We start from the raw sequence: 26,957 nt of genomic DNA, 5'->3' as shown, positions 1-26,957 counted from the left end.
GCCGTGCTGCAAGGTTTGGGTGGCGAAAAGCGGTAGCCCGGCGTTTACTTTCGTCGCGACGGAGTGCCAGGAAAAAACACCGCCCTCAGGCATATGGACCGAGGGCGAAGTGGGGATTATACGCAGATGCTTCCTGCGCCGTGCGGGCTTCTGCCTGTGGCCTCATGTTCTGCGCTTTGTCGACTGAGCGGGCATGGGGCGGGATGAACGTGTTGCGGCGGAACGCCCCGCTAAATCCTGGGTCTTCCGTCCTGCGTGACAGGCGGGTAGGGTGGATGCCCCGGCGGGGCGCTCCACCATGGGGTGGTGTGTGGTCTGTCAATCCGGGCTGAAGCGGTCGCCCAGGTCGGCGCGGATGGTGTGGGTGTCGTAGATGATGACCAGCTTTTCAATCAGGCCATCCGCATTGAAGTCGAACACGTCCACGCAATCAAAGCTGACAGTGCTCTGGTCTTTCAACACCCAGTCATAGCGGAAATAAGCCGTGGCACGGCGGCTGCCCTGGCTGCTGTGGAAGAGGTCCAGCAGGGTGATCTTGCTGTTGCCGGAAGCCTCGGCCAGCTTGCGGTAAAACGATGCGGGGCTGACCCATCCCAACAGGGGAGAATAAATGGTGGCCTGCGGGGCAAACAGGGCGACCACCCCGTCAACATTGCTCTGTTCAAGTGCCTGCAGGTAGTCTGTCAGCCTGGCTGCGTACTGCGCCGTATCGATACCGGACATTGCTGTATTCCTTGTTTGGTGTGAGTCATCACCTTAGCCATTTGCCCATGAGCCGAATATCGACAAATTCTGAAGCCGGATATGCAGCGGATGCATACCCGCTTGGCGAACTGACCAAACCCCTGCCATCCATCATGGGCTTGCAGGCCTTTGTCGCCGTCGCCCAGCTGGGCAGCCTGTCGCGTGCCGCCACCCAGCTGCACCGCACCCAGGGCGCGGTGAGCCGCCAGATCCAGCAACTGGAACAGTACTACCAGCTTGCCTTGTTCCGGCGCAGCGCCAGCGGCATGCAACTGAGCCCGGAAGGCGAGCAACTGCAACAGCTTGCCCGGCGGGTATTGGCCGAGCTGTCCGCGTTTTCGCAACTGGCCAGCCGGCAGCAGCAAGTCATTCGCCTGCGCCTGCCATCCACGCTGGCACTGCGCTGGTTCCTGCCACGGCTGGACAGCCTGCAACAGTTGCTGCCCGGCATCCGCATCGACATCAGCACTTCCATCAGCGATACCCCCGACTTCACCGGCACCGAGCTGGACGCCATGCTGGTGCGCGGCGACGGCCAATGGCATGGCCTGCATGCCGAACGGCTGTTTGCCGAACACCTTACCCCGATGTGCTGCCCGGCACTTGCGCGCGAGTTGCACAGCCCGGCCGACATGCAGCAGCACTGCCTGATTCATGCCGATGCCGGCCAGCAAGCGTGGCAAGGCTGGTGGCGGCAATATGGCAGCGGGGAAATGGCAGGGCGGCATGTCGAGTTCGACTCGCTGGAATCCGCCACCGGGGCTGCGGTACTGGGCTATGGCATTGCGCTGGGAGACCCGCGGCTGGCACAAGACCGGCTGGCCAGCGGCGAGCTGGTGATGCCCTTTGCCGGCATGACCACCAGCACGCTGGCTTATTTTCTGGTGATGCCCGAGCCAGGCCGCCACAGCCCCAAGCTGCGCGAGCTGAGCGAAGCCCTGCTGGCCCTGGCATAAGGTGGATATCCCGGCGGGGCGATCCACCATGCGCTGCATGACCGCAGGCGGCAGGCTGACGGGGAGTCAGAACTCCGTCACCACCGTTACCCCGGCCACCTCGAACCTATCCATATTCATCAGCACTTCAATCGACTGCTCAAGGCTGATGGTGCGGCCAATCAGCTGCTCCGGTGCCAGCTTGCCCGCGGCCATCATGGCGAACATGGCATCGTAACGATGCGCCTGCATGCCGTGACTGCCCAGGATTTCCAGTTCGTGCGCAATCACCTTGCTCATCGGAATGGCCGGGGTGCTGTGCTCGCCCAGCATCAGGCCCACCTGCACGTGCTTGCCGCGCTTGCGCAGATTGCTGATCGAGTTGAAGCAGGTGACCGGATGGCCCAGCGCATCCAGTGACACATGCGCACCACCGCGGGTAATGTCCATCACCGCTTCAACCACATCCGGCACCTTGCTGGCATTCACCGTGGCCACCGCCCCCAGCTTGCGCGCCAGTTCCAGCTTGTCGTCCGAAATATCAATGGCAATCACATTCGCCCCGATGGCATTGGCAATCATGATGGCAGACAGCCCAACACCACCGCAGCCATGCACCGCCACCCACTGTCCGGCCGAGGTTTTGCCCTGATCCACCACCGCGCGGAACGATGTCACAAAACGGCATCCCAGGCTGGCGGCGGTGGTGAAATCCAGCGACTCCGGCAAGGCCACCAGATTGATGTCCGCCTGATGGATGGACACATACTCGGCAAACGAACCCCAGTGGGTGAAGCCGGGCTGGAACTGGTGGTCGCACACCTGATGATTACCCGAATGGCACTCCGGGCAATGACCACAGCCAGCCACAAACGGCACCGTGACCCGATCGCCAATCTTCCATTTGCCCACCTGCTTGCCAACCGCCGTCACCACCCCGGAAAACTCATGACCGGGAACATGCGGCAGCTGAATGTCCGGGTCGTGGCCAACCCAGCCATGCCAGTCACTACGGCACACGCCGGTTGCCATCACCTGGATCACCACACCGCTGTTATCCGGCGTCGGGTCCGGCACGGTGGTCAGTTGCGGCGGGGCCGAAAACGATTCGTAAACAATGGCTTTCATGCAGTACTCCTCAGTGGAATGGTGCATTTATTGTGAACGTTTCCCCAGAAATTACCTGTCAGATTGCCATTGGAATAAGCCGTAATCTGAAATAGGATTTCACTCATCAACTACCCAGTGAAAGCTTTCTTCAAAATGACCGACCTCGACAAAGTAGACCTCGCCATCGCCGACAAGCTGCAACAGGATGGCCGCCTGTCCAACGCCAAGCTGGCCGAACAATTTGCCATGAGCGAAGCCTCCTGCTGGCGACGGCAGAAGCGGCTGGAAGAGCTGGGGGTCATCGAGGGTTACAAAGCGGTACTGAACCGGCGCAAGCTGGGAATAGGGGTGATGGCCTTTGTGCAGATTGTCTGCACCCAGCACAGCGAAGAAGCCACCGCCGCATTCGAACGCATCATCCAGGCCTGCCCGCAAATACTGGCCTGCCACAACACCACCGGCGAAGCCGACTTCCTGTTGCAGGTGGTCGCACGGGACCTGGATGACTACAGCCGCTTTGTCGAGAAAGTACTGCGCAAATTACCGGGGGTATTCAGCATCCGCAGCAATATCTCGCTCAGGGAAATAAAGGTGATGAACAAGCTGCCCATCACCGATATCGAGCCAGGCCAGGGCTGAATGGCCATGACCTGCGGGGGTGGCTGGTGATTGGCCAGCGCAGGGGGTGCTTGTTATTGTAGGGCGGATGCCCCACAGGGGCGATCCGCCGGGGTGGGGCGTCATGTTTTTGGTCCATGCTGTCGATAATCACAATGTAATGAGACGGTTGCTATCAGTTAGGAGTGGATCTAGGGGAAATTGCTCCCAACTGGTTGCAAGTTCAAGATGTTTAAAGGGTGACAGAATAAAATACGAATGACATAATGTATATGTAATTGGCTACCCCGCAAGCTGTCATAGATATAGTTGTCAATATTGCTAGACAATTCAAATTGTCTGTGTCAAAAAACATTTCTCACTTCGTATTCATATCTAGGATATGCAGCACGTTGTTGGTACTTTGGGGCTGCAGTCTATATGTTCTGCCATACTTTTTGAGTAATTCAGCACATGAGAAAAGTAAAAATAAAGCTCGTCACAATCGGCCATCTCCCGTTACACCTAAATCTCCAGCAGGTCTCTGCGTGGAGATCGGAAGTATTTGAACTTGTCGGAGGGGTTGATAGTTTCGATCTGCGCTGTGATTCAGATGGTCAGGATTGGGAGTTTTCTGACCAGTTGCTGCGAGATCAGCTTCCTGTTTTTACAGAAGCAGATTTACTCTTGGCAATTGTCAATGTGCCTATTCAGGATAACTGGTACTGTAGGCGACTTGGGAATAATCAGGTTGTTTTTACGTTCAGCCAAGTTAGGGATTTTCTGGCTTGGGAAAATATTCCACTTGAAAATGCTATCCTTCGAATTCTTTATGCCTATGCGCTTCTCTATCTCCGCTCAGGGGATAGAATACCGGAATTTGGTGAAGGTCCAGGTTTTACTCATGATGAAACACGTGGGTGCCTTTTTGATATGAATGGTATCAAGTCTGATTTGGTTGAGTCGTGCAATAGACCAATTGTATGTGGAGAGTGTGAGGAGCGACTAAGAAACGATCGTGTGTCTAATCAAACGATTCGTGCAGTGCAAAGAGAGGCAAGTAAAATTCGAAAGCATTTGTACTACAGGGCATTCGATTTTATCAAGGCAAAGCCCATAATTGCACTGATTATCTCAAGTGCATTTGCAATTTTCCTCGGTGTTGTGGGGTCATTAATAGCTTCGTTCATATATGACAGTATTAAATCTTCACTGTGATTCGGATTAATAAATCAATACAGTAGCCGCACTAAAACAGATAGTTGGTGCTCCAATTTTAGGACTTAGAGTGGTTGGGCTATCCACCGCGAATCCCCCGAATAAATCCATTTCCCCCGTCGAAAAACTACCGCACCGACTCGCCCCTTGGGCCCCATCAAGCATGCCGACGGGTGGCCGGGGCGAGGTTTTAAGCGCCTGCAATGTCTGAGCGATTTGACGTTAGCAAATCGCGAGTTCAGGCGCGCCTCGCACCGGACGGGGCCTGTCGGGCAGCCGCAGGCCATGCTTGTGGGGTGGCCTTGGAGGTGAAGGAGGGCTTGGCCAGGCAAGCCCTCTTTCCCGTCCGCCGCGCGGAAGCGGCAAGACAAAACATCATCCGCGCAGCGGATTTCTACAGTCCGAACAATTCGGATTTTGTAGTGCGCTGGGATGGTCCGCATGACGGCGGAACGCCCCGGTAAGACTGGGGCTTCCGCCCTACGCGCTGGCCAAATAACGTCACCAAGCAAACAAGCATCCCGTCCACCGTTGCGGATACCAGCCTCTTACCTGCACATCTTGCCAGTGTTTCCCCGTCCCTCTACCCTTGCCGTCCCCGGTGGTGCTGATTAGCCTTGTCCCGTTGCGTTTTCAAGCGCATCCAGGTTTGGCGACCTGATGAGAGTTACCGGGAAAGCCGTGTCAAAGCGGCTTTTTCTGCTTGCGTCTGCACCCTTCAATGGCAGGCCAGGTGGGGAGACCTATACGGTCTGCCGGTTCTGTGGTGACTCTCCCGGTTCGCCAACCCCGCTTTGGCCTGCCACCCGCCTTCAAACAAGCGCGTGGCAGCCTTCATCCTGCAACGGAGGGCAGCACCATGACGCATCCCGACCCCATCATCCCCCAGCCACCACCCCTGACACTCTGCTACCTCGGCAAACCCGTCCGCGTAGTACAACACCACGGCCATTACTGCCTGCTGGCCGACGACATCCTGCCACTGTTCGGCCCGCGCCTGCGCCACAGCCTGCAACAACAAATCCCGCCCCAGCTGGGCTGCACCATCAGCCTGAGCCCGCAAGACACACCGCAAACCGGCTGGCCTGCCGCCACACTGCAACGCGCCCTGCGTCACAGCAAACGCCCGGCTGCGCGACGCCTGCGCCTGTGGCTGGAGCGACAAGCACTGCCAGCATTGCAACAACGTCCCGATTGCTACGCCAGCTGGGAGCAGGCACTGGCCATGGCGGCGGAGGCCGGGCAACAAATCAGCCATGCCGTACTGCAGGCGGTGCTGCAACATGGGCCGGACTGGCAGCGCAGCCACTGGCTGCTGACTCTCAATTACAGCCCGGACCACCCGCGCCGCCATGCGCATGGCCGACTGGTGGAGCTGGATAGCCAGGCCTCACCGCTGCAAGCGCTGGCGCAGCGTATTGCCGGCCCGGACGGGCTGGACTGCAATCATGCCGAGCTGCTGCGCTTGGCCAGCGCCTGTTACCAGCAACTGGCCAAGCGCATGGAAAAGCAGGCGTGGCGGGTGGAGGCGCAGCAGCAACGGGGCAGGGCTGCCGCCGCTTGAGCTGTATGTGGAATGGGTTCTGTCTCTATACTGGTAGAAAAGACAGGTGATGGTGAGGGCCGGCCGTGTCTTGCCGTCGCCATTGCCTCTGCCTCATTCCGCCACTACTGAACTGCACAGCATGAATCCAAGCACAAGCAAGCAATGGCAGCAGATGGTCTGGCGCTGGTTGCAACTGGGCGTGGACCCGGCGCAAAGCGGCGCAGTGCGCAGGCGGCAGTACATCACCAATGCCGTGCCTGCCCTGGTTCTGCTGATGGTGCTGTTTTACTTCCTGCTGTTTTTCTGGCTGGGCAACTGGGCGCTGGCGTCCATCAGCCTGAAGGCGTCCGCCATTCCGCTGCTGGGCATGGTCTGGTTTTACCGGCAGCAGCGGCTGGGCAGGCCGCCGCATTACTGGAAGGCCTGCCTGATTTGTCAGGCCACCGTGCTGGCGGGGATTCTGGGTGGGCAGGGTACCGAAATTGGCGGGCACTACTATTTCCTGTTGTTCTTCCTCACCACGCCACTGGTGGTGCCCACGCGTGACAAGTGGGGCATGTTGCTGGTTACCAGCATCTGCATTGGCTGGTTCTCGCTGTTTGATCTGCACCCCTGGCCGGCCAGCGCAGAAGTGGCGGCGCTGGGGGCGGACACCATCAAGCTGCTTTACCTGAGTGTATTGCTGTCCGGCTCGGTCATCCTGTTTGTTGCGCTGTTAAGCGGCGAGTTTTTTTCCGAGGCGCTGGAGCGGCGCATCCAGCAAATGGCCTGTACCGATGTGTTGACCGGGCTGGCCAACCGGCGGGTGTTTTACCAGACGATGGCACAGTGGCAGCTGGCCTGTCAGCGCGAGCGGCGGCCTTTCTGCCTGGCCATGCTGGATGTCGACTACTTCAAGCGCATCAACGATAGCCACGGCCATGAAGCCGGAGACCAGGTGCTGCGCGCGCTGGCCCGGCTATTGCAGCAAGGGGTGGGGCGGGATGATCTGGTATGCCGCATGGGTGGCGAGGAGTTTGCCATCCTGCTGGCGGGCCGCAGCCTGGAGCAGGCCTTGCCCTTGTGTGAGGCCTTGCGGCAAACCATTGCGGCCACACCCATGCTGACGGGCAGCGAGTTGCTGCCTGTCACGGTTAGTATGGGGTTGGGGCAATGGCATGGGGTGGATGGCGAATCCGGGTTTCTGGCTGCTGTCGATCAGGCGCTGTATGCCGCCAAGCATGCCGGGCGCAATACCATTCGCCTGCATATGGACGGTGCGGTGCTAGCTGGCCTGCCACGGCAGGAAACCCGGATGCGGGATTACAGCCCCAGCGCGGACAGCGAGGGGTGATCGTCCGGCCGCCTGCCTTGTGGCCATTGGAATAGCCGGTCGGCTTCTGCAATGGCCAGGTCGTTGATGCTGGCGTGGCGGATGGCCATCAGGCCGTGCGCGTCGAATTCCCAGTTTTCATTGCCATAGGCGCGGTACCACTGGCCGCTGTGGTCGCGCCATTCATAGGCAAAGCGCACGGCAATGCGCTGTTCGCTGAATGCCCACAGTTCCTTGATCAGCCGGTATTCCTGCTCGCGCTGCCATTTTTCGGTCAAAAACGCTTCGATGGCTGCACGGCCCTGAATGAAGCGGTCGCGGTTGCGCCAGCGGCTGTCCGGCGTGTAGGCCTGTGCAACGCGGGCTGGGTCGCGGCTGTTCCATGCGTCTTCGGCCAGCCGTACTTTCAGGGCGGCGCTGGTGGAGTCAAACGGGGGCAGGGGTGGGCGGTTCATGGCGGGCTCCGGGTGGCTTGCCCCGGCGGGTGCCGGGGCGGTGGGTCAGGCGCTAAAGGGCTGGACAGCGGGGAAGTCGATGTCGGTGTCGGCTACAGAGTTGATGTAGTTGGTCCAGCTGTTGAGCGCAACATGCTGCACGATTTCGATGATCTGCGCCTCGTCATAGCCGGCGGCCTTGACTGCCAGCAGCGCGTCGCGCCCGACATGGCCGCGTTCAAGTGCCACTTGCGCGGCAAAGCGCACGGCGGCATCGGCCTTGGGGTCGGTGGAGGTGCCACGGCGGTTGGCCAGGATTTCAGCATCGTCCAGCTTGGCCAGGTTCTTGCCCAGGTAGCTATGGGCGGACAGGCAATAGGTGCAGCGATTGATTTCGGCCACTGCCAGCGCAATACGCTCGCGGGTTTGGGCCGGCAGGCTGCCGCGACTCAGTGCGGCGGACAGGGCGAGGTAGCCTTCCAGCGCTTGCGGGCTGTTGGCCACCAGACGGAACAGGTTGGGAACAAGGCCAAACTGTTTGTTGACGGCTTCCAGCATGGCTTGCGAGGCAGCCGGGGCGTCGGCGATGGTGGCCGGGATGGTGAGGTGGGACATGGTCTGGCTCCGTTCGGGCTGTGTTGGTGACAGCCCAGACAATACCCGCATTCATGAATGGTGATAATCCGTTAAAATATGGAATCACTATCCCGGAAATCGAGAATATGGCCGACAGACTGGAAGCAATGGCGCTGCTGGTGGCGGTGGTGGATGCCGGTGGTTTTTCGGCAGCGGCGCGGCGGCTTGGGCTGCCGCTGGCCACCGTCAGCCGCAAGGTGGCGGAGCTGGAAAGCTACCTGGGCGTACAGCTATTGCAGCGCTCTACCCGGCATGTGGCGCTGACCGAGGCCGGACGCAGCTATGTGGAGGCATGCCGGCGCATTCTGGACGATGTCAACGAAACCGAACGCGCCGCCGGTGGCGAATATGCCGCGCCCAAGGGGGATCTGGTCATCACTGCGCCGGTGGTGTTTGGCCGTCTGCATGTCACCCCGGTGGTGGTGGACTTTCTCAAGGCGTACCCGGATATCAATATCCGCCTGCAACTGGGCGACCGGGTGTCGCATTTGCTGGAGGAGCATATCGACCTGGCGGTGCGCATTGGCCCGCTGCCGGACAGCAGCCTGGTGGCCACCCGGGTGGGAGAAGTGCGTCAGGTGGTGTGTGCCTGCCCGGAATATCTGGCGCAGCGCGGCCTGCCTACGGTGCCGGAGGATATCCGCCAGCACGACTGCATCAACTATGACGCGCTGGCCGGTACGCAAGCCTGGCCGTTCTATAAAGGTGATGCGGTTTCGCTGGTGCCCATCAACCCCCGGCTTGTCGTCAACGGTGCCGAGGCGGCGCTGGATGCCGCCTGCGGCGGCCTTGGCCTTACCCGTGTGCTGTCCTACCAGTGCGAACCGTCAAGGCGTGAAGGGCGGGTGCAGATTGTATTGGCGGATTATGAGCCAGCTGCATGGCCGGTGAGCCTGGTGTATGCGGCGCAGGGCAGGCTGCCCATCAAGCTGCGCGCTTTTCTGGACTTTGCCGCCCCGCGCTTGCGTGCGCGCCTGGCTGAGGGGTGAGGGCCTGGATGGTACTGACGTGATTTTCTACTGGTAAACAGCACTGCAAAACAGCTGTGCTAGCATGACGGGCTATGCACGATGAATGGATTGGATCAAGAGAACCGGCATGCCCGCTCGCCAACCGTGAAGTGAGTCATCAAGGGCGAGTTTATGAGCAATTCCATTTCCATGCTGATGCTGGATCTGCCAACGGTGCTGTTTTTGTATTCGACATCGTTGATTGCCGGCACCTGCGCCGTATTGAATGCATGGCGTCACCAGCGCAATGAAACCGGGCTTGGGCGGATTGCGCTGGCGCTGGCGGTGCTGGCGGTCGGGGGTGTGCTGGCGGGGTTGAGCGAGCTTGAGCTGCTGCCCTGGCCGTTCTTGTGGCGGTATGTGCATTTTGTGCTTGGCGTTGGCGGCTATGCTGCCCTGTGGAGCGGTTTGGCCGAGCTGAGCAGCCCGCGTTGGCGTGCCTGGCGGCTGCGGGTGGCCCTGGTGCCGCTGCTGTGGCTGCTGGTCGGCATGTTTACCGGCTTTATCGCCCACAATGAGCAGCGTGCGGCGGTATTTCATTTCAATGCGTTTTCCTTCCTGCTGGCGGCGGCATTCTGCATGTGGCATGACCGTCGTGCAGAGCCGCTGGCATCCAGACTGCTGCTTAGCCTGACGCTGCTGGTCAGTGCCCTGCTGTATGGCAGCGAGTGTTACTGGATAGTGAGCAGTGCCTGGTCCCGGCAACTGCTGTCCTGGGCTTTCTTCGCGCAGATCATCTGCAATTTCACCCTGGTGTTGCTGGTGCTGACCATTCTGTCCGAGCGCTCTGCAGTCAGGCTGCGGCAGGCCAGCGAACGGGACGAACTGACGGGCGTGGGGAATCGCCGTTACCTGTTTGCCCGCTTGCCTGCGCAGGCCGAGGCGGGTAACGCCATCATCATGGCGGATGTCGACCACTTCAAGCGCGTGAACGATTGCTTTGGCCATCTGGGTGGGGATCGGGTGTTGGCGGTGGCTGCGCAGGCGCTGCAAGCCACATTGCGGGAGCAGGACCTGATTGCCCGCTTTGGCGGCGAGGAGTTTGTCATTTTCCTGGCGCAGGTGAGTCAGGCCGAGGCCCGCAGCCTGGCCGAGCGACTACGCTTGCAGCTGGCTGCGCAGGAAATCGACTTGGCGGGTGAAAAATGCAAGGTCACCGTCAGTATTGGTCTGGTCTGGCTGGATGGCCCCGGCCGCAGCTGGGATGAGTGGCTGAATCTGGCGGATGCCGCCTGTTATCAGGCCAAGCAGCAGGGGCGGAACAGGGTGTGCGAGCATGCGCTGCCAGAGGATGGCGAGCGGGCATGAAAGCCTGCTGCGTGAGGTGATTTCCCTGTTGGCGGGGACAGGCTGCTGCGGGCGGGGTGGCCTGCTGCAGCCCGGTCAGGCTTAGTCAGCCTGGCGGTTGGCTTCCATCACGGTGAGCGCGGCCATATTGATGATGCGGCGCACGGTGGAGCTGGAGGTGAGGATGTTTACCGGTGCATTGACACCCAGCAGGAAGGGGCCGACGGCCACATTGCTGCCGGCAGCGGTCTTCAGCAGGTTGTAGGCGATGTTGCCGGCGTCGACATTGGGGCAGACCAGCAGGTTGGCGGCACCTTTCAGGCGTGACATCGGCAGGATATTCATGCGCAGCGCTTCGTCCAGTGCGCAGTCGCCGTGCATTTCGCCGTCCACTTCCAGTTCCGGGGCGCGCTGGCGGATGAGTTCCAGCGCCTGGCGCATCTTGCTGCCGGAGGCCGAGCTGCCGGAGCCGAAGTTGGAGCGCGACAGCAGTGCGGCCTTGGGCTTCATGTGCAGCAGCGTCATTTCCTCGGCGGCGGCCACGGTGAATTCGGCAATCTGTTCGGCCGTGGGGTTGTCGTTGACGTGGGTGTCCACCAGCGCCACGGTCTGTTTTTCCAGCAGCAGGATGTTCATGGCGGCGTAGGTGTCCGAGCCGGGCTTCTTGCCGATGACCTGGTCAATGTAGTGCAGGTGGTCCTGATAGCCGCCCACCGTGCCGCAGATCATGCCGTCGGCGTCGCCCAGCCGCACCATCATCGCGCCAATCAGGGTCAGGCGGCGGCGCATTTCCACGCGGGCCATTTCCTTGGTCACGCCATCACGGCACATCAGCTCCCAGTAGCTGGTCCAGTACTGGTGGAAGCGTTCGTCGTATTCCGGGTTGGTGACTTCCACGTCTTCGCCCAGACGCAGGCGCAGGCCGAATTTTTCGATACGCGCCAGCAGCACTTCCGGACGGCCCACCAGAATGGGGCGCGCCAGTTTTTCATCCACGATGACCTGCACCGCGCGCAGCACGCGTTCGTCCTCGCCTTCGGTAAACACGATGCGGGTCTTGCCGCCTTCACGCACCAGCTTTTTGGCGGCGGCAAACAGCGGCTTCATGAAGCTGCCGGAGTGGTAGACAAACTGTTGCAGCTGCTCGGTATAGGCGTCGAGGTTGGCAATCGGGCGGGTGGCCACACCGCTGTCCATTGCCGCCTTGGCCACGGCCGGGGCAATGCGCACGATCAGGCGCGGGTCGAACGGTTTGGGAATCAGGTATTGCGGGCCAAAGGACAGGTCGTAGCTGCCATAGGCGGCGGCCACCACTTCGTTCTGTTCTTCTTCGGCCAGGCCGGCAATGGCGTACACCGCAGCCACTTCCATTTCACGGCTGATGGTGGTGGCACCTACGTCCAGCGCACCACGGAAGATATAGGGGAAGCACAGCACGTTGTTGACCTGGTTGGGGTAGTCGGAACGGCCGGTGGCCATCACCACGTCGTCACGCACCGCATGGGCTTCTTCCGGCAGGATTTCCGGGGCCGGGTTGGCCAACGCCAGAATCAGCGGGCGGGCGGCCATTTGCGCCACCATGTCCGGCTTGAGCACGCCGCCAGCGGACAGGCCGAGGAATACATCGGCACCGGCAATGACTTCGCGCAGGGTGCGGGCGTCGGTGGGCTGGGCAAAGCGCGCCTTGGCCGGGTCCATCAGCACGGTACGGCCCTGATAGACCACGCCTTCGATATCGGTCACCCAGATGTTTTCCAGCGGCAGGCCCAGGTGCACCATCAGGTCCAGGCAGGTGAGGGCGGCGGCACCGGCACCGGAAGTGACTACCTTCACCTGGCGGATGTCCTTGCCCACGACCTTGAGGCCGTTGATGAAGGCGGCGGCCACGGTGATGGCGGTGCCGTGCTGGTCGTCATGGAAGACCGGAATCTTCATCCGTTCGCGCAGCTTGCGCTCCACCTCGAAGCATTCCGGGGCCTTGATGTCTTCCAGATTGATGCCGCCAAAGGTGGATTCCAGGCTGGCGATGATGTCCACCAGCTTGTCCGGGTCGGTTTCGTTGATTTCGATGTCGAACACGTCCACACCGGCAAATTTCTTGAACAGCACGGCCTTGCCTTCCATCACCGGCTTGGAGGCCAGTGCGCCGATATTGCCCAGGCCCAGTACGGCGGTGCCGTTGGTGATGACACCCACCAGATTGGAACGGGCGGTAAAGCGGCTGGCATTGAGCGGGTCGGCGACGATTTCTTCGCAGGCGGCGGCCACGCCGGGGGTGTAGGCCAGCGCCAGGTCGCGCTGGGTCACCAGTGGCTTGCTGGCGTTGACGGCGATTTTGCCCGGGGTGGGAAATTCGTGGTAATCCAGTGCTGCCTGACGGTCGGTGGTATCCATGACGCATTTTCTCCAGTGAGGTGGGCTGGTGGCTGTCTGTGCTGTGCCGCATCGCCCGGTTGGCTGCCAGGGGTGAGGTGGTCTGCCCCTGCGAATGTGGCCATTCTAGGCAGTAAACATAAGCTGGTTATTTTGATTTACTATCATCCCATAATGTTTACCTTATGGAATGCGGCGATATGACGGGCATTAATGGCGAAGAAGTGCTGCGCCGCTTGAGTTCGCGCCTGAAAATGCGGCATCTGATCCTGCTGCTGAATATCCGGCAGTACGGTTCCCTGACGCGGGTAGCTGAACAAATGGCCAGCAGCCAGCCGGCCATCACCAGTGCGCTGGCCGAACTGGAAAGCATGTTCGGCGCGCCCTTGTTCGACCGCTCGGTGCGCGGCATGGCGCCCACGGCGCTGGGCAAGCTGGTGCTGGCACGGGCCCAGGCGATGATTCACGACCTGGGGCATCTGGTGCGCGACATGGAAAGCGCGGTGGCCGGTTTTGATGCCCACCTGCATGTGGGGGTGATTCCTTTCATTTCCGGGCGTTTGTTGTCGGCGGCCATCCGCCGCGCCATGCCGGAGGACAGCAAGGGCCTGACTGTCACCATTCACGAAGGCACCAGCGACCAGCTGTTGCCGCAATTGCAGGACCATACGCTGGATATCGTGATTGGCCGGGCTTCGTCCACGGTGGATCTGGCCGGGGTGGAGTTCAGCCTGCTGTACCGCCAGCAACCACGGCTGATTGCCAGCCGGCGACTGGCGGCCCAGCTGGGCCGGGTGCGGCTGGACTGGCAGCAACTGGTGGCGCTGGACTGGATTCTGGGCGCACCCAATACGCCGATGCGCGAGCAGGTGGCCGACATTTTTCTGGCCGCCGGGGTGGCACCGCCATCGCCCATTGTCGAGAGTTATTCGTCCAAGCTGATTGGCGAGATGATTGTGGCCAGCGAGCGGGCGGTGTCGATTGTGCCGGCGGATATCGCCGAAGAACTGGTGCGTACTGCCGGGCTGGCCATTGTGCCGTATTCGTTTGACTGGACCTTGCCGCCGATTGCCATGTTTACCCGTGCCGGCGCACAGTCCCGCCCCTTGCTGCAATTTGCCGAAGCCTTGCGCCAGCTGTGTGCGGATGCCTGAGCCGGGCCGGGATTTCATTCACCGTCACCACTGCAAAATTTGTCGCCGATGGCATAACAGCCTGCTGGCAGCGCTTATAATGGCAGTTTACAGCCAGCGTCATGCGCAGCATCTTCCTGCACCAGCCCGGCCTGGCCGTGGCAGCAGTCAGCAGCTGTCATCACGTTTGCCACCAAGCCGGCGCGACAGGGCCCAGTCATTGATAAGGCGGTTTATGCAGCAAGGCATGCTTGAAAGAATATGGCGCGAGTCATTAAAGAATTATGCAGTTGGCTTGCTGGTGAATCTGGCAGCCATTCTGGCCATTACTTATATCCTGTCTGACGACACATCCGGTTTTGTCCTGCAATGGTCCGGCGCGGCACTTGCACTCACCGCCCTGCGTTTTGTCCAGTTCCTGCATGCAGCCAGACGCTATCGCAAAACCCATACCTTCCTGCTGGCCGACAGCTTCTACCTGAGCCTGGGGCTGGTGAGCGCCGCCGGACTCTGGGCGGTACTGGGCTGGTGGGGCATTGCGCATTACCAGGGCGCGCAGCAGTTTGCCATCATCGTTATCCTGTCCTCGCTGGCCGGTGGGGCCACCGGCACCTTGTCCTCGCTCAGGATTGCCGGCAAGGCTTATATCCTGCTGCTGCTGGTGCCGGCCTGTATCCGGCTGTTCCAGTCCGGCATCCAGTCGCACGTCATGCTTGCCGTGATGGGGGTGATTTTTGCCTGGGTGATGATGATTACCCACCATAACAACCACAAGCTGATCCGCCGCAGCATCGGCCTGTCCCTGTCCAACAAGGGTTTGCTGGATGAGCTTTCTTCCCTGACCGAAGAGCTGAAGCGGGAAAACGACACGCTGGAAGCGCGGGTGGAGGAAAGAAGCAAGGATTTGCTGCGCCTGGCGTATTACGACGAGCTGACCGGCCTGTTGAACCGCCATGGCGTGTTCAATCTGGTGAAGTACTTTGGCATCACCCCCGGCAATGTCACGGTTTTCCTGATCAATCTGGCGCGCTTCAAGCAAATCAATGACGGCATGGGCCACGAGGCTGGCGACATGGTGCTGCGCCAGGTGGCGCAGCGGCTGGAAGCGCTGGCGTCGCAGCTGAACCAGGACATTTTCGGCAATGTCGACTGCCAGGTGGGGCGCTGGGGTGGCGACGAGTTCATTTTCTATTTTTCCCGGCTGGGGGAGGGTGCGCTGACCCCGGAGGAAGTGGGCGTCATGCTGAAGCAGGAAATCAGCCAGCGCATGCAGGTGGCGGGCAAGACCATCTGCGTGGACGTCAATATCGGCGCGGTGTCCGAGCAGGATTGTGACAACCCCAACAATCTGTTTCTGTATGCCGACATTGCTGCCGGTGAGGCGCGTCACAGCGGCCATGTGGTGTTCTTCACCCCCGGCATGCGCGAGCAACTGCGACGCAAGACCACGCTGGCGCAGGACCTGCGCATGGCCATTGGCAATGGCCAGCTGTCCATCGTCACCCACAATATTGTCTCCGCCGCGGACCATACGCTGGCGTCCTGTGAAATCCTGTCGCGCTGGGCGCACCCGAAGCTGGGTGATATCTCGCCGGTGGAGTTCATCCCGGTGGCCGAGGAAAGCGGCATCATCGTGGAGCTGGGTGACTGGGTGATTCATCAGGCCATGGCTGCCCAGCCGCTGCTGCAGCAACTGGCGGGCAAGCCGGTGAAGGTGGCGGTGAATGTGTCGCTCTACCAGCTGCTGCAGGAGGACTTTGTCGACAAGCTGATGCTGTTTACCAGCGGCGACTTTGCCCCGCAAAACCTGATTGTCGAGCTGACCGAAAGCGTGTTCCACGAAGACGAAATCGCGCTGGTGAAACAGGCGCTGTTCAAGATCAAGCAGCTGGGGGTGGAAATTCACATTGATGACTTCGGCACCGGCTATTCTTCGTTCTCGCGCATCTGCGAGCTGCCGATTGACGCCATCAAGATCGACAAGGCCTTTATCCAGTCCGAAGACGAAAAGAACATCGCCATCATCGAGGCCGTGGTGTTCATTGCCCGGCGGCTGAAGATACGCGTGATTGCCGAAGGCATAGAAACCCTGGAACAGGCAGAAAAAATGCGCATGCTGGGCGTGAACGAACTGCAAGGCTTTTTCTTTGGCAAACCGGCCGCTCTGCCTTCCAGCCTGTGACGATGTCTGGTGCCATGCGCCGCTTTATATGTCTGTAGGTCACCGCTTGCTCCGGTGGCCAACCTTCCACTCCGACCTGGCCTTGCCTCATGCTTGACGCTTTTTTCATCTTCTCTGACAGCCGCACACTGCCGCTCTTGCCCGGCATCTATCAGCCCTGGCTGGTGGCCCTGTCCGTGCTGGTGGCCATTGTCACCTCGGTCGTCACCCTGTACATGGCCGGGCTGGCTGCACGCACACTGTCAACTGGCCTGCGCCAGATTGCACTGCTCAGCGGTGCCCTGTTCCAGGGTATCGGCATCTGGGCCATGCATTTTGTCGGCATGCTGGCCTTTGATTTGTGCACCTCGGTGCATTACGACCTGCAACTGACCTTGCTATCCATCCTGCCGGCTTTCTGTGCGTCCTGGGTGGCGCTCAACATGCTGGCGTCCTCCCGTGTCAGCCGCCCGCAATTGTTGCTGGGCGGCCTGCTGGTGGGGGCGGGGATAGGCGGCATGCACTACACCGGCATGGCCGCCATGCAGATGGCGCCCATCCTGCGCTACGCGCCGGGCTGGTTCGTGTTTTCGCTGCTGATTGCCATTTTGCTGGCCACCCTGTCGCTGTGGATACGCTTCGGCCTGCGCCAGCTGGCCCGCCTGGGCGAGGGCAGAACCAATCTGCTGGCCGGTTGCATCATGGGCTTTGCCATTGCCGGCATGCACTACAGCGGCATGCTGTCGGCCCGCTTCATCGGCGTGGCAGAGCCGGCCGGCCGGGTGGTGGCGGAAAACGGCAAGATGGCGGCGGTGGTGGCCTTGCTCACCCTGTGTGCCGGGGTGCTGGTGCTGGCGGGTAATACCTTGTTGCGCTATCGCCAGCTGGCGGCGGAAAAGACCGCAGGCGAGGCGCGCTTGCAGGCGGTGGTGGACACGGCGGTGGACGGCATCATCAGCATGGATGCGCGTGGCCGGGTGCTGGAAATGAACCGGGCCGCCGAGTTGCTGTTCGGCTGGCAGTCTGCCGAGCTGGTGGGCCGCAACATCAATATGCTGATGCCCGAACCTTACCGCTCCGGCCACGATGGCTATCTGGCGCATTATCTGCAGACCGGCGATGCCCGGGTGATCGGTGTGGGGCGCGAGGTGAGTGCGCGCCGCAAGGACGGGTCGGTGTTTCCCATCCGGCTGGCGGTAGGCCGGGTGGATACGGGGCGCGAGCCGATGTTTGTCGGCTTTGTCACCGACATCAGCGAACGCACCGCCATGGAGCGCGAACTCAAGCTGCGCGAAAGCCAGTACCGCACCCTGATTGCCAATATGCCCGGCGTGGCCTTTCGCAGCCGGGTGGATCAGGACTGGAGCAAGATCTTCATCAGCGACAGCATTGCCGAGCTGTGCGGCTGGCCGGCAGCCAGCTTTCTGGATGGCAGCATCAGCCTGTTGTCCATCATGCACCCGGATGATGTGCAGCGCGTGCGCGATACCGTGAGCCAGGCAGTCAGCGAGGGTCGATCCTACGTGGTGGAGTACCGGCTGTTTCACATGGCGGGTGGCGAGCGCTGGGTGTCGGAAAGCGCGGGCATCGTGTTTGACCTGGACGAACAGCCACAGTGGATAGACGGGGTGATGATAGACATCACCGAAAGCCGCCTGCGTGCGGCGGAGTACGAAGGCGTGGTGTATGCCATCCGCCAGGCGCTGGCGGTGGTGGAGTTCGACATGGATGGCCACATCCTCACCGCCAATGACAGTTTTCTGGCACTTACCGGCTACCGGCTGGACGAGCTGCAAGGCAGGCATCACAGCGTGCTGTGCCAGCCGGAAGAAGCCGCCTCAGCTGCATACCAGACTTTCTGGTCCGATTTGCGCGCGGGGAAGTTTCAAAGCGGCGAATTTTTGCGTTACGCCAAGGATGGCCGTCCGGTGTGGATTCAGGCGGTGTACAACCCGATTCTGGATCTGGACGGCAAGCCCTGCAAAGTGGTGAAGCTGGCCAGCGACGTGACCGACCGCAAGCATATGGAGCAGGACCTGATGGCCGCGCGCGACCGCGCCGAGCAGGCAGCGGCGGCCAAGGGCATGTTCCTGGCCAATATGAGCCATGAAATCCGCACCCCGATGAATGCCATCATCGGCTTTGCCCAGCTGCTGCTGGACGGCAGCTTGCAGCCGGAGCAGCGCCGCCACCTGCAAACCATCAACCAGTCCGCGCGGGCACTGCTGGGCCTGCTCAATGGCGTGCTGGATACCGCCAAACTGGAGCGCGGTGCGCTGGAACTGGATGAGGCGGATTACTCGCTGCACGAGCTGTGCCAGCAACTGGTGGATGCCTTTGCCCTGCAGGCACGTGACAAGCAGCTGGCGCTGCAACTGGACTACGCCGCCGATTGCCCGCAGCTGTTGTATGGCGACGTGCTGCGCATGCGGCAGATTTTGACCAATCTGCTGGGAAATGCCGTCAAGTTTACCGAACAGGGCCAGGTGGCGCTGCAGGTGCGCTGCGAGGCTGACTGCTTACACATCGCTGTCAGCGACAGCGGCATCGGCATTGCGCCAGACCGGCTGGACAGCATCTTCGCCCCGTTCAGCCAGGCGGATGCCAGCATGGCGCGCCGCTTTGGCGGCACCGGGCTTGGCACCACCATTGCCCGCCAGCTGGTGGAGCTGATGGGCGGCAGCATTCAGGTACGCAGCCAGTTGGGCGTGGGTTCCACCTTTGACATCAGCCTGCCGCTGCAAACCGCCCGTGGCAGCCTGCCAGCCGGTAGCGCGGCGCCAACGCAGGTCTTGCCGCCGCTGCGGGTGCTGGCGGTGGATGATGTGCCGGAAAACCTGGAACTGCTGCAACTGATGCTGCAACGCGAAGGCCTGCAGGTGAGCACCGCCAGCGGCGGGGCGGAGGCGGTGGCCCTGCACGCGGCCCAGCGTTTTGATGTGGTGCTGATGGATGTGCAGATGCCCGAAGTGGACGGGCTGGAAGCCACCCGCCAGTTGCGGGCGCAGGAAGCGCGCAGCGGACAAGCATCCACGCCGGTGATTGCCCTGACCGCAAGCGTGCTCAGTCAGGACCGCAAGGATGCCGAAGCCGCCGGCATGAACGGCTTTGCCGTCAAACCGCTGGACATGGCCAGCCTGCGGCAGGAAATTGCCCGCGTCACCGGCCTGTCCGGCACGATGGCCGATGTCGGCCACAGTACTGGCCAGCAGGCTGTGCTCATCGACTGGGACGGCGCACTGGCGCGCTGGGGCGAGCGTGAGGTGCTGGTGGAACGTATCCGCCGTTTTCTGGCCGACAATCAGCCGCAGCTGGCTGCGCTGGCAGAGGCCGATGCCGCCAGTTGCCGCCAGCAGGCGCACCGCCTGCGTGGCCTGGCGGCCAATCTGGGCCTGATGCAGTTGCAGCAACAGCTGGCCGCAGTGGAGCAGGCCGCTGCCTGCAGCCCGGCACAGGCCGATGCCATTGACAACATCATGGCCGGCGTGGCCGCCGCCTTGCCTGCATCCGGCACCGCGCTTGTCACCGAGGTGGCAGACAGCACAGCCGCGCCATTGCCTGCCGCCGCCCGGCCCTGGCTGCAACGGGTGATGGCTGCCTGCGCTACTGCCAGCCTGGACGATGAAGCCATGCAGGCGCTGGCCGGCTTATTGCCCGCCGCCAGCTTGCAAGCCTTGCAGGCTGCGCTGGATGATTTTGATTTTGACGCAGCCCTGAAGGCTGCGCATGCACTACTGCCGGACGCCGCCGGAGAAACGGAAGCACCATGAGCCCTATCGAAGACACGCGCCCCTGCCTGCTGCTGGTGGATGACGAACCGAATAATCTGCAAGTCTTGCGCCACATCCTGCAGGACCACTACCGCCTGCTGTTTGCCCGCGATGGCGAGAAGGCCCTGCAACTGGCAGCGGCGTCCAGGCCGGATTTGATCCTGCTGGATGTGATGATGCCTGGCATGACCGGGCTGGAAGTGTGCCGCCAGCTCAAGCAGAACCCGCAGACGGCTGCGCTGCCGGTGATTTTCGTGACGGCGCTGAGTGACAGCAAGGACGAAGCGGAAGGCTTTGCCGCCGGTGCCGTGGACTACATCAGCAAGCCGGTCAGCCCGCCCATCGTGCTGGCGCGGGTGCGCACCCATCTGTCACTGGTGCGGGTGGAAGAGCTGGTGGAAACCCGGCTGCAGATCATTCAGCGGCTGGGCCGGGCGGCCGAATTCAAGGATAACGAAACCGGCCTGCACGTCATCCGCATGAGCCATTACTCGCGGTTGCTGGCGCTGGCGGCCGGTCATGGCGAGCGCTTTGCCGACGAGTTGCTCAATGCCGCGCCCATGCACGATATCGGCAAGATCGGCATTCCAGATGCCATCCTGCTCAAGCCGGGCAAACTGGATGCGGATGAGTGGAACATCATGCGCAGCCATGCCGAAATCGGTGCCCGCATCATTGGTGAAGACAAATCCAGCCTGTTGCAGATGGCCGCCACCATTGCGCTCAGCCATCACGAACGCTGGGATGGCACGGGTTATCCGCAGGGTTTGCAGGGTGAAGCCATTCCGCTGGCAGCGCGCATTGTGGCCATTGCCGATGTGTTCGACGCATTGACCAGCAAACGGCCCTACAAGGAAGCCTGGAGCGCGGATAAAGCGTTTGACTTGATCGCCAGTGAAGCAGGCAAGCACTTCGACCCGGCGCTGGCGGCCTGCTTCCTCGGTTTGAGGGCCGAGCTGGAAGCCATACGCCAGCGCTGGCAGGAGACGGTCTGAACGACCGGATGGTCAGGACAGGTATTCGGAAATTTCGATCAGGTTCTGATCCGGGTCGCGCAGGTAAACCGAGCGGATCTTGCCGGTGGCACCAGTACGGCCTACCGGCCCTTCGATGATGGCCAGCCCTTTTTCCTGCAGGCGGGCCATCACCGTGTCCAGCGGCTGGCTGGCGATGAAACACAGGTCCAGTGCGCCGGGAGTGGGCAGCGCAGCCTTGGGCTCGAACTCCTTGCCCTGCACGTGGATATTGATTTTCTGGCTGCCAAACTTCAGTGCCAGCCGCTCCACCGGCGGGGTGCCGCCAATGAATTTCTCCAGCGTCATGCCCAGGCCGTCACAATAAAACGCCAGGCAGTCATCCAGTCGGGCGGTGGTGAGGACAAGGTGGTCGAGATGGCTGATCATGCGGCAAGACTCCATAAACAGGTGGGCTGTCCATCTTGCTGCATAGCGCCATCCCGGCGCAATCCCTGTTTGGCAAGGCAGCAGCAGGCCACCGGCGACACGCTGCTGTCCTGCGCACTGCCTAATGGCTGGCAAAGCGCGCCAGTTCGCGTTCCCGGTCCAGTAGGCGTGCACTGCACGCAACAAAACCCAAACGGCCCCTCGGGGCCGTTTTTTCATGTATTCAGGTCTTGTCGCAATGCTTGTCACAGGACTTGTCCGGGCTGTCCTGCTCCAGATTGTGGCGGATGTGCTGCAAGGCTTGCAGCAATGCCTCGGCCTGCTCCGGCGCAATACCCTGCATGGCGCGGGCAGCCAGCAGACGGCCGTGCTGATGCAAGGTGGCATGCAGCGTCTGCCCGGCCTCGGTCAGGTACAGGCGCATGCTGCGCCGGTCCTGCGCATCGGCGCGGGCTTCCAGCAGCCCGGCTTCCTTCAGGCGGGCAATCAGCCGGGTGAGCTGGGCCTTGTCACGTCCGGAGTGCTGGGCGAGGTCGCTCTGGGTATTACCCGGATGGCGGCAGAAATAACCCAGCACCTTGCCTTCCATATGCGTCAGCCCCAGGGCATCGTCCCGGATCGCGGCAAACTGGCGCGAGCGGTATTGATGCATCAGGGTGTGGATGGCCTCGAAAATCTGCTCGGCGGTATCGTCAACATTGTTGACAAGGTCAACTTTATTTTGCATATTAGGTGATATTATCAATCAATTGGAGTCGCCATGACCACCATTTTGCCGCAACACCGCATCGAGCGGGTCAGATATGAACTGGCCAAACGCAATGTCACCGTCCGCAAGGTAGAGCGCAGCGGCGACGGCTTTGCCCGCATCACCTTTGCCGGCGAGACGCTGCAGGGTTTCCAGTCGCAGTCGTTTGATGACCACATCAAGTTCATTTTTCAGGATGAGCAGGGCAATACCGTGATGCGCGACTACACCCCGCTGGCTGCCACGGCAGAGGATGGGCAGCTGACGCTGGAATTCGCACTGCACGGCCACGGTGCCGCCGCCAGCTGGGCACAGCAGGCCGAGGAGGGCATGCAGGCCATCATCGCCGGGCCCAAGGGGTCGATGATCATCCCGGCGCAGCAGGACTGGCATTTGCTGGTGGGCGATGCTTCGTCCCTGCCGGCCATCCGTCGCCGACTGGCCGAGCTGCCGCCCAGCGCCCATGTCGAGGTGATCTTGCTGCGTGCTGACAGCCATGACAGCTGGGCACTGCCGCAACAGGCTAACTGGAGTGTCAGCCAGCTGGCCGATGGCGAGGCCTTGCTGGCGGCACTACGTGGCTGGCAAGTACCGGACGGCCATGGTTTTGCCTGGTGCGCGGGCGAGGGTGGGCTGATGCGTCAGGCGCGCAGCATACTGCTGGAAGAAAAGCAGCTGCCGCGTGAAGGAGTGAAAGTGGCGGCGTACTGGCGGCTGGGTGAGGCGGATTTTCACGAGCGGCTGGCCTAGACGGGCCTGGAACAGTTGGTATTGCGCGGCTGACAAAGCCCTGCTGCTGCGCCGCCTTTCATCGACGCCAGAGTGCGCGACGTCAAAACCCTGCAGGAAATGGACTTCCCGGTATGGAGCCGCGCCATCAGCAGCAAAGGCACCATCAAGGCCACGCTGGGCTCGGTGAATATTCCCGTTGTCTGCGCCGGCATGCTGGTGCATCCGGGCGATGTGATTGTGGCGGACGACGACGGCGTGGTGTGCGTACCGGCTGCCCGTGCGGTGGAAACCCTGGCGGCGGCGCAAAAGCGCGAGTCGTTTGAAGGCGAGAAACGCACCAGGCTGGCTTCCGGCGTGCTGGGTCTGGACATGTATGCAATGCGCGAGCCACTGGCCAAGGCCGGGCTCAGATATCTGGACTGACGTTTGCTGGCGTAAGCGTCACTCTCTGCGTTGGCCACCCTGCGGGGTGGCTTTTTTTGGCATACGCAGGGGATATCGATTTGTGTAAGTGTGTCACTTCAGTTGTGGGAATAACGACCGGCATTTTTTATTGCTATCAGGGCCATTAAAAATCACCTGTTTCCAGTGTGTGGTTTCAAATACGCCAGGGTAGGCCCCTTTCTTGCAAGAGATGGCGCTGGATTTTAATGCAAGATATTTGCCGTCCGGTGAGAAAAAAGCCTTGTCATTATGTCCTGCAAAAAGAGAATGATCCAAATCCACATTGGAAGTTCTATCGTATGAGAAAAATTGTTTTTGATTTACTTTTAATGGATCTGGAAGCATGCCGTATCCATATATTTCTTCATTAACAATTATTCCTGCAAGGTAGTCAAATTTACTTTTCTTTTCATACATCAATCCAAAAATTGGGTCAATATATAGCAAAATTAAATTGCTTGCATTGTTGACATCCATTACTTGTGCGTTTTTAAGTGTATTGGTGGCTTTCTGGAAATATGCATCATTTCTGTCGCAGTTTTCAAGGTCGGAAATTTTTATAAATCCACTTCTGTCTAGAATTAGAAACTTCGAGTCGGATGAGATGGATGCTGATGTATGTCCAATCCAATATGGAAATTTTATTCGACATGTGTTTTCTTTGTAAATAATTTCCATTTCTTGGATATTTTCATTTTGTACGGTAACGCTTTGTACTTTGATGTTTGGTTCTGTATTTAAAATTATTGTGGTCTTGGCGGGTGATGGAGTCGATAAACTGAAAAACATTATAAGATGCATTGCCAAGCTGCTAATTTTTTGAGTATGTATCACTTAACACTCTCCTTCGTGGTAAAGTGAAATCCGCTGGTGTGTTATCTGTATTTTTATTGTTCTAGATCGCTATTGTGGTGCTATTAATAAGTTCAATTTTTAAGATGCAATTTTACAAACTGATAGGTCATGTTGCAGTAAATCAGCATGATATTGCTATTGAATTTCTCGTAAAGTGATTTTTCACACTGCATTGCTTGGTTTTTGAATTTGCTTTTATTTCAATTGAGGAAACAGTGCCCGACATTTTTTATTGCTATCTGGCCCATTAAAAATAACTTGTTTCCAGTGGGTTGTTTCAAATACGCCAGGGTAGGCGCCTTTCTTGCAGGAAATGGCGCTGGATTTTAATGCGAGATATTTTCCATCCGGTGAGAAAAATGCTTTATCATAAGGGCCTGCAAAAAGAGAGCGATCTAAATCTACATTGGAACTCCTATCGTGTGAGAAAAATTGTTTTTGATTTATTTTTAATGGATCTGGAAGGGTGCCATATCCATTTATTGCTTTATTGATAATTACCCCTGCGATATAGCTATATTTACTTTTCTTATCGTACATTCCTATGGTTGGGTCTATATAAAATACTAATAAATTTGTGTTTTTATTGTTGTCTTGAGTGATGGAGTTGTTTTTTAAAGTATCTTTTAAATATATTCCGTTTTTGGTGCATATCTTCAAGTCGCCTATGCTTGCAAATGCTCCGTTATTAAGAATAATAAATTCATTATCTGAAGATAATCTTGCAGATAATGCATCTGTTCTGTATGGATAGTTAATTTTGCACGTTATTTTGTCTAAATTAATATATAGCTCATGATTTGTTGATGATATTGTGCTTATTATTTTTAAACTTGGCTTGCTTTCAAGATTTATGGTGGTTGCATGTGATTTGATTGTTAATACCATTGTCGTAAATAATAAAATGGAGTGGCAATTAAATTTACTTGATTTTTTCATGTTCATGTCTTTCTTTGACGGCAAAGCCGAAGCGGTTTGCATATTTCACGTGTGAAAAATTTTCTGGTATTGCAATTTCATCTCCTATTACGTAGTTGATGCGATATGTATGGCTCTCTCTTTCAGGTAAGCCTATATGTCCGCCATTGATTAAATTTTTTACAATTTTGATTGTTGATTTGTCAATGCGAGTCATTGTCAGCATTGCTTCATGTCTTATGCACGATAAATAGAAGCCTCCGCTTCTGTGGGGTGGTGTTTATATTGGCTTACGCAGGGTATATCGATTTGCGTAGGTGTGTCACTTCAGTTGTGGAAATAATGCCCGACATTTTTTATTGCTATCTGGTCCATTAAAAATAACTTGTTTCCAATGGGTTGTTTCAAATACGCCAGGGTAGGCACCTTTCTTGCAGGAAATGGCGCTGGATTTTAATGCGAGATATTTTCCATTCGGTGAAAAAAAAGCCTTGTCAGTGCTAAGGGCATTGATAAATGAATGTTTATCTAATTCTATCGAGTCTGTGCGATTTTCATTGTAAAATGGTTTCTTTTTAATTGAAATAATTTCGGATAGATTTTTCATGTCTACCAGTGCGGCCATGAGCGTAAATTTTTCACTTCTTTTAGCTGCATATGGCCACCCAAATAAAGGGTCCACATACAAAGCTATTAGATTGTTTTGCTCGTTGATGTCTTCAATATTATAATAATCAGGATTAATATTTAATTGGCCGATTGTGTCAGTGTTTAAATTGCAATATTTGATATCTCTCCAATTTAAAAATAGCTTATTATTTAAAATAACAAATTTTTTGTCGGATGATATTTTTGCAGAAGTCAAAAATATTGTCTTGGGGAATGTGCAAACATTTCCATTGTAAATGATATTCAGATTGACATCTTCTCCGGAAGATAACTCAGTTTTTTTTAAAACCAAAGCATCTAAACCATCAATCGAAATGGTTGCTGCATGAGAACTATTAACCATAACGCAATATATTATTAACAATGAAAATAGTTTGGTGGTAAATTGGAACGTGCCATGCATTTTATTTCTCCTTGAGTGCAAAGCCGAATCTCTTGGCGTATATATCTGCTTTAAAATACTTTGACACATCGATAGTGTCCCCAATAATGTAATTGACACGATATGTATGCGCTTGTCTATTTATTAATCCGTTAGTCTCGCCATTGATTGCACGGGTAACTGCTTCTATTGTATTGTCGTTGACAGCATTCATGACAGGCTTCATTTTTGGTCTCTCACAAGCTAAATAAAATCCTCCGCTATCGATGCAGTAATGTGGGTTTGTTGAGATAATCTCTGGGTTGTCAATAGAAGGCACCTGCTTCGTCATTGCATCCTTGTTCTTGGATTTATATCCAGGATCATTAAACCAATCAACCTCTTTGTCTTTTAATTTCATCCATCCCATAAATACCCAGTAGTTGACATAGTTGGATAAGAAAGTTAGTTGCTTAAAGCCCCTGCCTCTGAATTTCTGCGCATCGTCACCATCAAGATTCCCAACTTTCCAGTTATAGCTGTTTGCTATTTTTATTCCTT

The 26,957-nt window shown here is 58.1% G+C and carries 25 protein-coding genes; 13 read left to right on the top strand and 12 right to left on the bottom strand.

Going from position 1 to position 26,957, the window contains the following annotated elements; genetic code table 11:
• Positions 1-318 precede the first annotated feature (318 nt).
• A complete protein-coding gene (locus ACE3SE_RS13295; RefSeq protein ID WP_045848214.1) occupies positions 319-723 on the bottom strand; it encodes a nuclear transport factor 2 family protein in 405 nt (134 codons plus the stop codon).
• 47 nt (positions 724-770) lie between these two features.
• Here ACE3SE_RS13295 and ACE3SE_RS13290 point away from each other — a divergent pair, with 47 nt between their 5' ends.
• On the top strand, positions 771-1,700 hold the full coding sequence (locus tag ACE3SE_RS13290; RefSeq protein WP_374555920.1) for a LysR substrate-binding domain-containing protein: 930 nt from the start codon (positions 771-773) through the stop codon (positions 1,698-1,700).
• A 66-nt stretch (positions 1,701-1,766) separates the two neighbouring features.
• Here ACE3SE_RS13290 and ACE3SE_RS13285 read toward each other — a convergent pair whose 3' ends face one another.
• Entirely contained in the window at positions 1,767-2,807 is a 1,041-nt protein-coding gene (locus ACE3SE_RS13285) for a zinc-dependent alcohol dehydrogenase family protein (protein ID WP_374555918.1), read from the bottom strand.
• Positions 2,808-2,942: 135 nt separating this feature from the next.
• Between ACE3SE_RS13285 and ACE3SE_RS13280 the strand changes: the two genes are divergently transcribed.
• The 4 genes from ACE3SE_RS13280 to ACE3SE_RS13265 all read left to right on the top strand — a co-directional run bounded on the left by ACE3SE_RS13280 (position 2,943) and on the right by ACE3SE_RS13265 (position 7,483).
• On the top strand, positions 2,943-3,428 hold the full coding sequence (locus ACE3SE_RS13280) for an Lrp/AsnC family transcriptional regulator (RefSeq protein WP_131360516.1): 486 nt from the start codon (positions 2,943-2,945) through the stop codon (positions 3,426-3,428).
• Between the two features lie 432 nt (positions 3,429-3,860).
• Positions 3,861-4,604 (top strand): hypothetical protein, encoded by a 744-nt coding sequence (locus ACE3SE_RS13275; protein ID WP_374555916.1) that lies wholly within the window; start codon positions 3,861-3,863, stop codon positions 4,602-4,604.
• Between the two features lie 859 nt (positions 4,605-5,463).
• Entirely contained in the window at positions 5,464-6,168 is a 705-nt protein-coding gene (locus tag ACE3SE_RS13270) for a hypothetical protein (RefSeq protein ID WP_374555914.1), read from the top strand.
• 121 nt (positions 6,169-6,289) lie between these two features.
• Positions 6,290-7,483 (top strand): GGDEF domain-containing protein, encoded by a 1,194-nt coding sequence (locus ACE3SE_RS13265; RefSeq protein ID WP_374555912.1) that lies wholly within the window; start codon positions 6,290-6,292, stop codon positions 7,481-7,483.
• Here ACE3SE_RS13265 and ACE3SE_RS13260 read toward each other — a convergent pair.
• Together ACE3SE_RS13260 and ACE3SE_RS13255 are read right to left on the bottom strand one after the other, a co-directional pair.
• Positions 7,453-7,917, bottom strand: a complete 465-nt coding sequence (locus tag ACE3SE_RS13260; RefSeq protein ID WP_374555910.1) for a nuclear transport factor 2 family protein — start codon at positions 7,915-7,917, stop codon at positions 7,453-7,455. The genes ACE3SE_RS13265 and ACE3SE_RS13260 overlap by 31 nt on opposite strands.
• A gap of 45 nt (positions 7,918-7,962) precedes the next feature.
• On the bottom strand, positions 7,963-8,511 hold the full coding sequence (locus ACE3SE_RS13255; protein ID WP_374555908.1) for a carboxymuconolactone decarboxylase family protein: 549 nt from the start codon (positions 8,509-8,511) through the stop codon (positions 7,963-7,965).
• Positions 8,512-8,618: 107 nt separating this feature from the next.
• Here ACE3SE_RS13255 and ACE3SE_RS13250 point away from each other — a divergent pair, with 107 nt between their 5' ends.
• Positions 8,619-9,521 carry a LysR family transcriptional regulator gene (locus tag ACE3SE_RS13250; RefSeq protein ID WP_374555906.1) on the top strand — a complete coding sequence of 301 codons (903 nt, stop codon included), beginning with the start codon at positions 8,619-8,621 and terminating at the stop codon, positions 9,519-9,521.
• 153 nt (positions 9,522-9,674) lie between these two features.
• Complete coding sequence (locus ACE3SE_RS13245) at positions 9,675-10,850, top strand: GGDEF domain-containing protein (RefSeq protein ID WP_374555904.1); 1,176 nt, start codon at positions 9,675-9,677, stop codon at positions 10,848-10,850.
• An 81-nt stretch (positions 10,851-10,931) separates the two neighbouring features.
• Here ACE3SE_RS13245 and ACE3SE_RS13240 read toward each other — a convergent pair whose 3' ends face one another.
• Positions 10,932-13,223, bottom strand: a complete 2,292-nt coding sequence (locus ACE3SE_RS13240; protein WP_062787981.1) for an NADP-dependent malic enzyme — start codon at positions 13,221-13,223, stop codon at positions 10,932-10,934.
• A gap of 179 nt (positions 13,224-13,402) precedes the next feature.
• Between ACE3SE_RS13240 and ACE3SE_RS13235 the strand changes: the two genes are divergently transcribed.
• From ACE3SE_RS13235 to ACE3SE_RS13220, 4 genes are all read left to right on the top strand, one after another.
• Complete coding sequence (locus ACE3SE_RS13235; protein WP_045846144.1) at positions 13,403-14,356, top strand: LysR substrate-binding domain-containing protein; 954 nt, start codon at positions 13,403-13,405, stop codon at positions 14,354-14,356.
• Positions 14,357-14,582: 226 nt separating this feature from the next.
• Complete coding sequence (locus tag ACE3SE_RS13230; protein WP_374555901.1) at positions 14,583-16,517, top strand: putative bifunctional diguanylate cyclase/phosphodiesterase; 1,935 nt, start codon at positions 14,583-14,585, stop codon at positions 16,515-16,517.
• Between the two features lie 89 nt (positions 16,518-16,606).
• Entirely contained in the window at positions 16,607-20,266 is a 3,660-nt protein-coding gene (locus ACE3SE_RS13225) for a PAS domain S-box protein (RefSeq protein ID WP_374555899.1), read from the top strand.
• Positions 20,263-21,261, top strand: a complete 999-nt coding sequence (locus tag ACE3SE_RS13220; RefSeq protein ID WP_045846141.1) for a response regulator — start codon at positions 20,263-20,265, stop codon at positions 21,259-21,261. The genes ACE3SE_RS13225 and ACE3SE_RS13220 overlap by 4 nt, the downstream gene beginning before the upstream one ends.
• 12 nt (positions 21,262-21,273) lie before the next feature.
• Here ACE3SE_RS13220 and ACE3SE_RS13215 read toward each other — a convergent pair whose 3' ends face one another.
• Both ACE3SE_RS13215 and ACE3SE_RS13210 read right to left on the bottom strand, forming a co-directional pair.
• Positions 21,274-21,669, bottom strand: coding sequence for a VOC family protein (locus tag ACE3SE_RS13215; protein ID WP_062787968.1), 396 nt, complete (start codon positions 21,667-21,669; stop codon positions 21,274-21,276).
• A gap of 223 nt (positions 21,670-21,892) precedes the next feature.
• Positions 21,893-22,396 (bottom strand): MarR family winged helix-turn-helix transcriptional regulator, encoded by a 504-nt coding sequence (locus ACE3SE_RS13210; protein WP_131360475.1) that lies wholly within the window; start codon positions 22,394-22,396, stop codon positions 21,893-21,895.
• Positions 22,397-22,429: 33 nt separating this feature from the next.
• On the opposite strand from ACE3SE_RS13210, the gene ACE3SE_RS13205 reads away from it, so the two are divergent.
• Together ACE3SE_RS13205 and ACE3SE_RS13200 are read left to right on the top strand one after the other, a co-directional pair.
• Positions 22,430-23,167, top strand: coding sequence for a siderophore-interacting protein (locus tag ACE3SE_RS13205; RefSeq protein WP_374555897.1), 738 nt, complete (start codon positions 22,430-22,432; stop codon positions 23,165-23,167).
• A 72-nt stretch (positions 23,168-23,239) separates the two neighbouring features.
• Positions 23,240-23,572: a 4-carboxy-4-hydroxy-2-oxoadipate aldolase/oxaloacetate decarboxylase gene (locus ACE3SE_RS13200; RefSeq protein ID WP_374555895.1), complete on the top strand. Its 333-nt coding sequence runs from the start codon at positions 23,240-23,242 to the stop codon at positions 23,570-23,572.
• A 93-nt stretch (positions 23,573-23,665) separates the two neighbouring features.
• On the opposite strand, the gene ACE3SE_RS13195 is transcribed toward ACE3SE_RS13200, so the two are convergent.
• The 5 genes from ACE3SE_RS13195 to ACE3SE_RS13175 form a co-directional block, all read right to left on the bottom strand.
• A complete protein-coding gene (locus ACE3SE_RS13195) occupies positions 23,666-24,427 on the bottom strand; it encodes a hypothetical protein (RefSeq protein WP_374555893.1) in 762 nt (253 codons plus the stop codon).
• Positions 24,428-24,643: 216 nt separating this feature from the next.
• On the bottom strand, positions 24,644-25,387 hold the full coding sequence (locus ACE3SE_RS13190) for a hypothetical protein (protein ID WP_374555891.1): 744 nt from the start codon (positions 25,385-25,387) through the stop codon (positions 24,644-24,646).
• A complete protein-coding gene (locus ACE3SE_RS13185) occupies positions 25,371-25,583 on the bottom strand; it encodes a hypothetical protein (RefSeq protein ID WP_374555889.1) in 213 nt (70 codons plus the stop codon). The genes ACE3SE_RS13190 and ACE3SE_RS13185 overlap by 17 nt, the downstream gene beginning before the upstream one ends.
• Before the next feature lie 105 nt (positions 25,584-25,688).
• On the bottom strand, positions 25,689-26,438 hold the full coding sequence (locus tag ACE3SE_RS13180; protein WP_374555887.1) for a hypothetical protein: 750 nt from the start codon (positions 26,436-26,438) through the stop codon (positions 25,689-25,691).
• A 1-nt stretch (position 26,439) separates the two neighbouring features.
• Positions 26,440-26,957, bottom strand: a 518-nt coding sequence (locus tag ACE3SE_RS13175; protein WP_374555885.1) for a hypothetical protein, incomplete at its 5' end; no start/stop codon positions are given.

The organism is Aquitalea pelogenes (assembly GCF_041914625.1).
Lineage (GTDB): Bacteria > Pseudomonadota > Gammaproteobacteria > Burkholderiales > Chromobacteriaceae > Aquitalea > Aquitalea pelogenes.
This window is presented reverse-complemented; position numbering and strand designations above follow the sequence as displayed.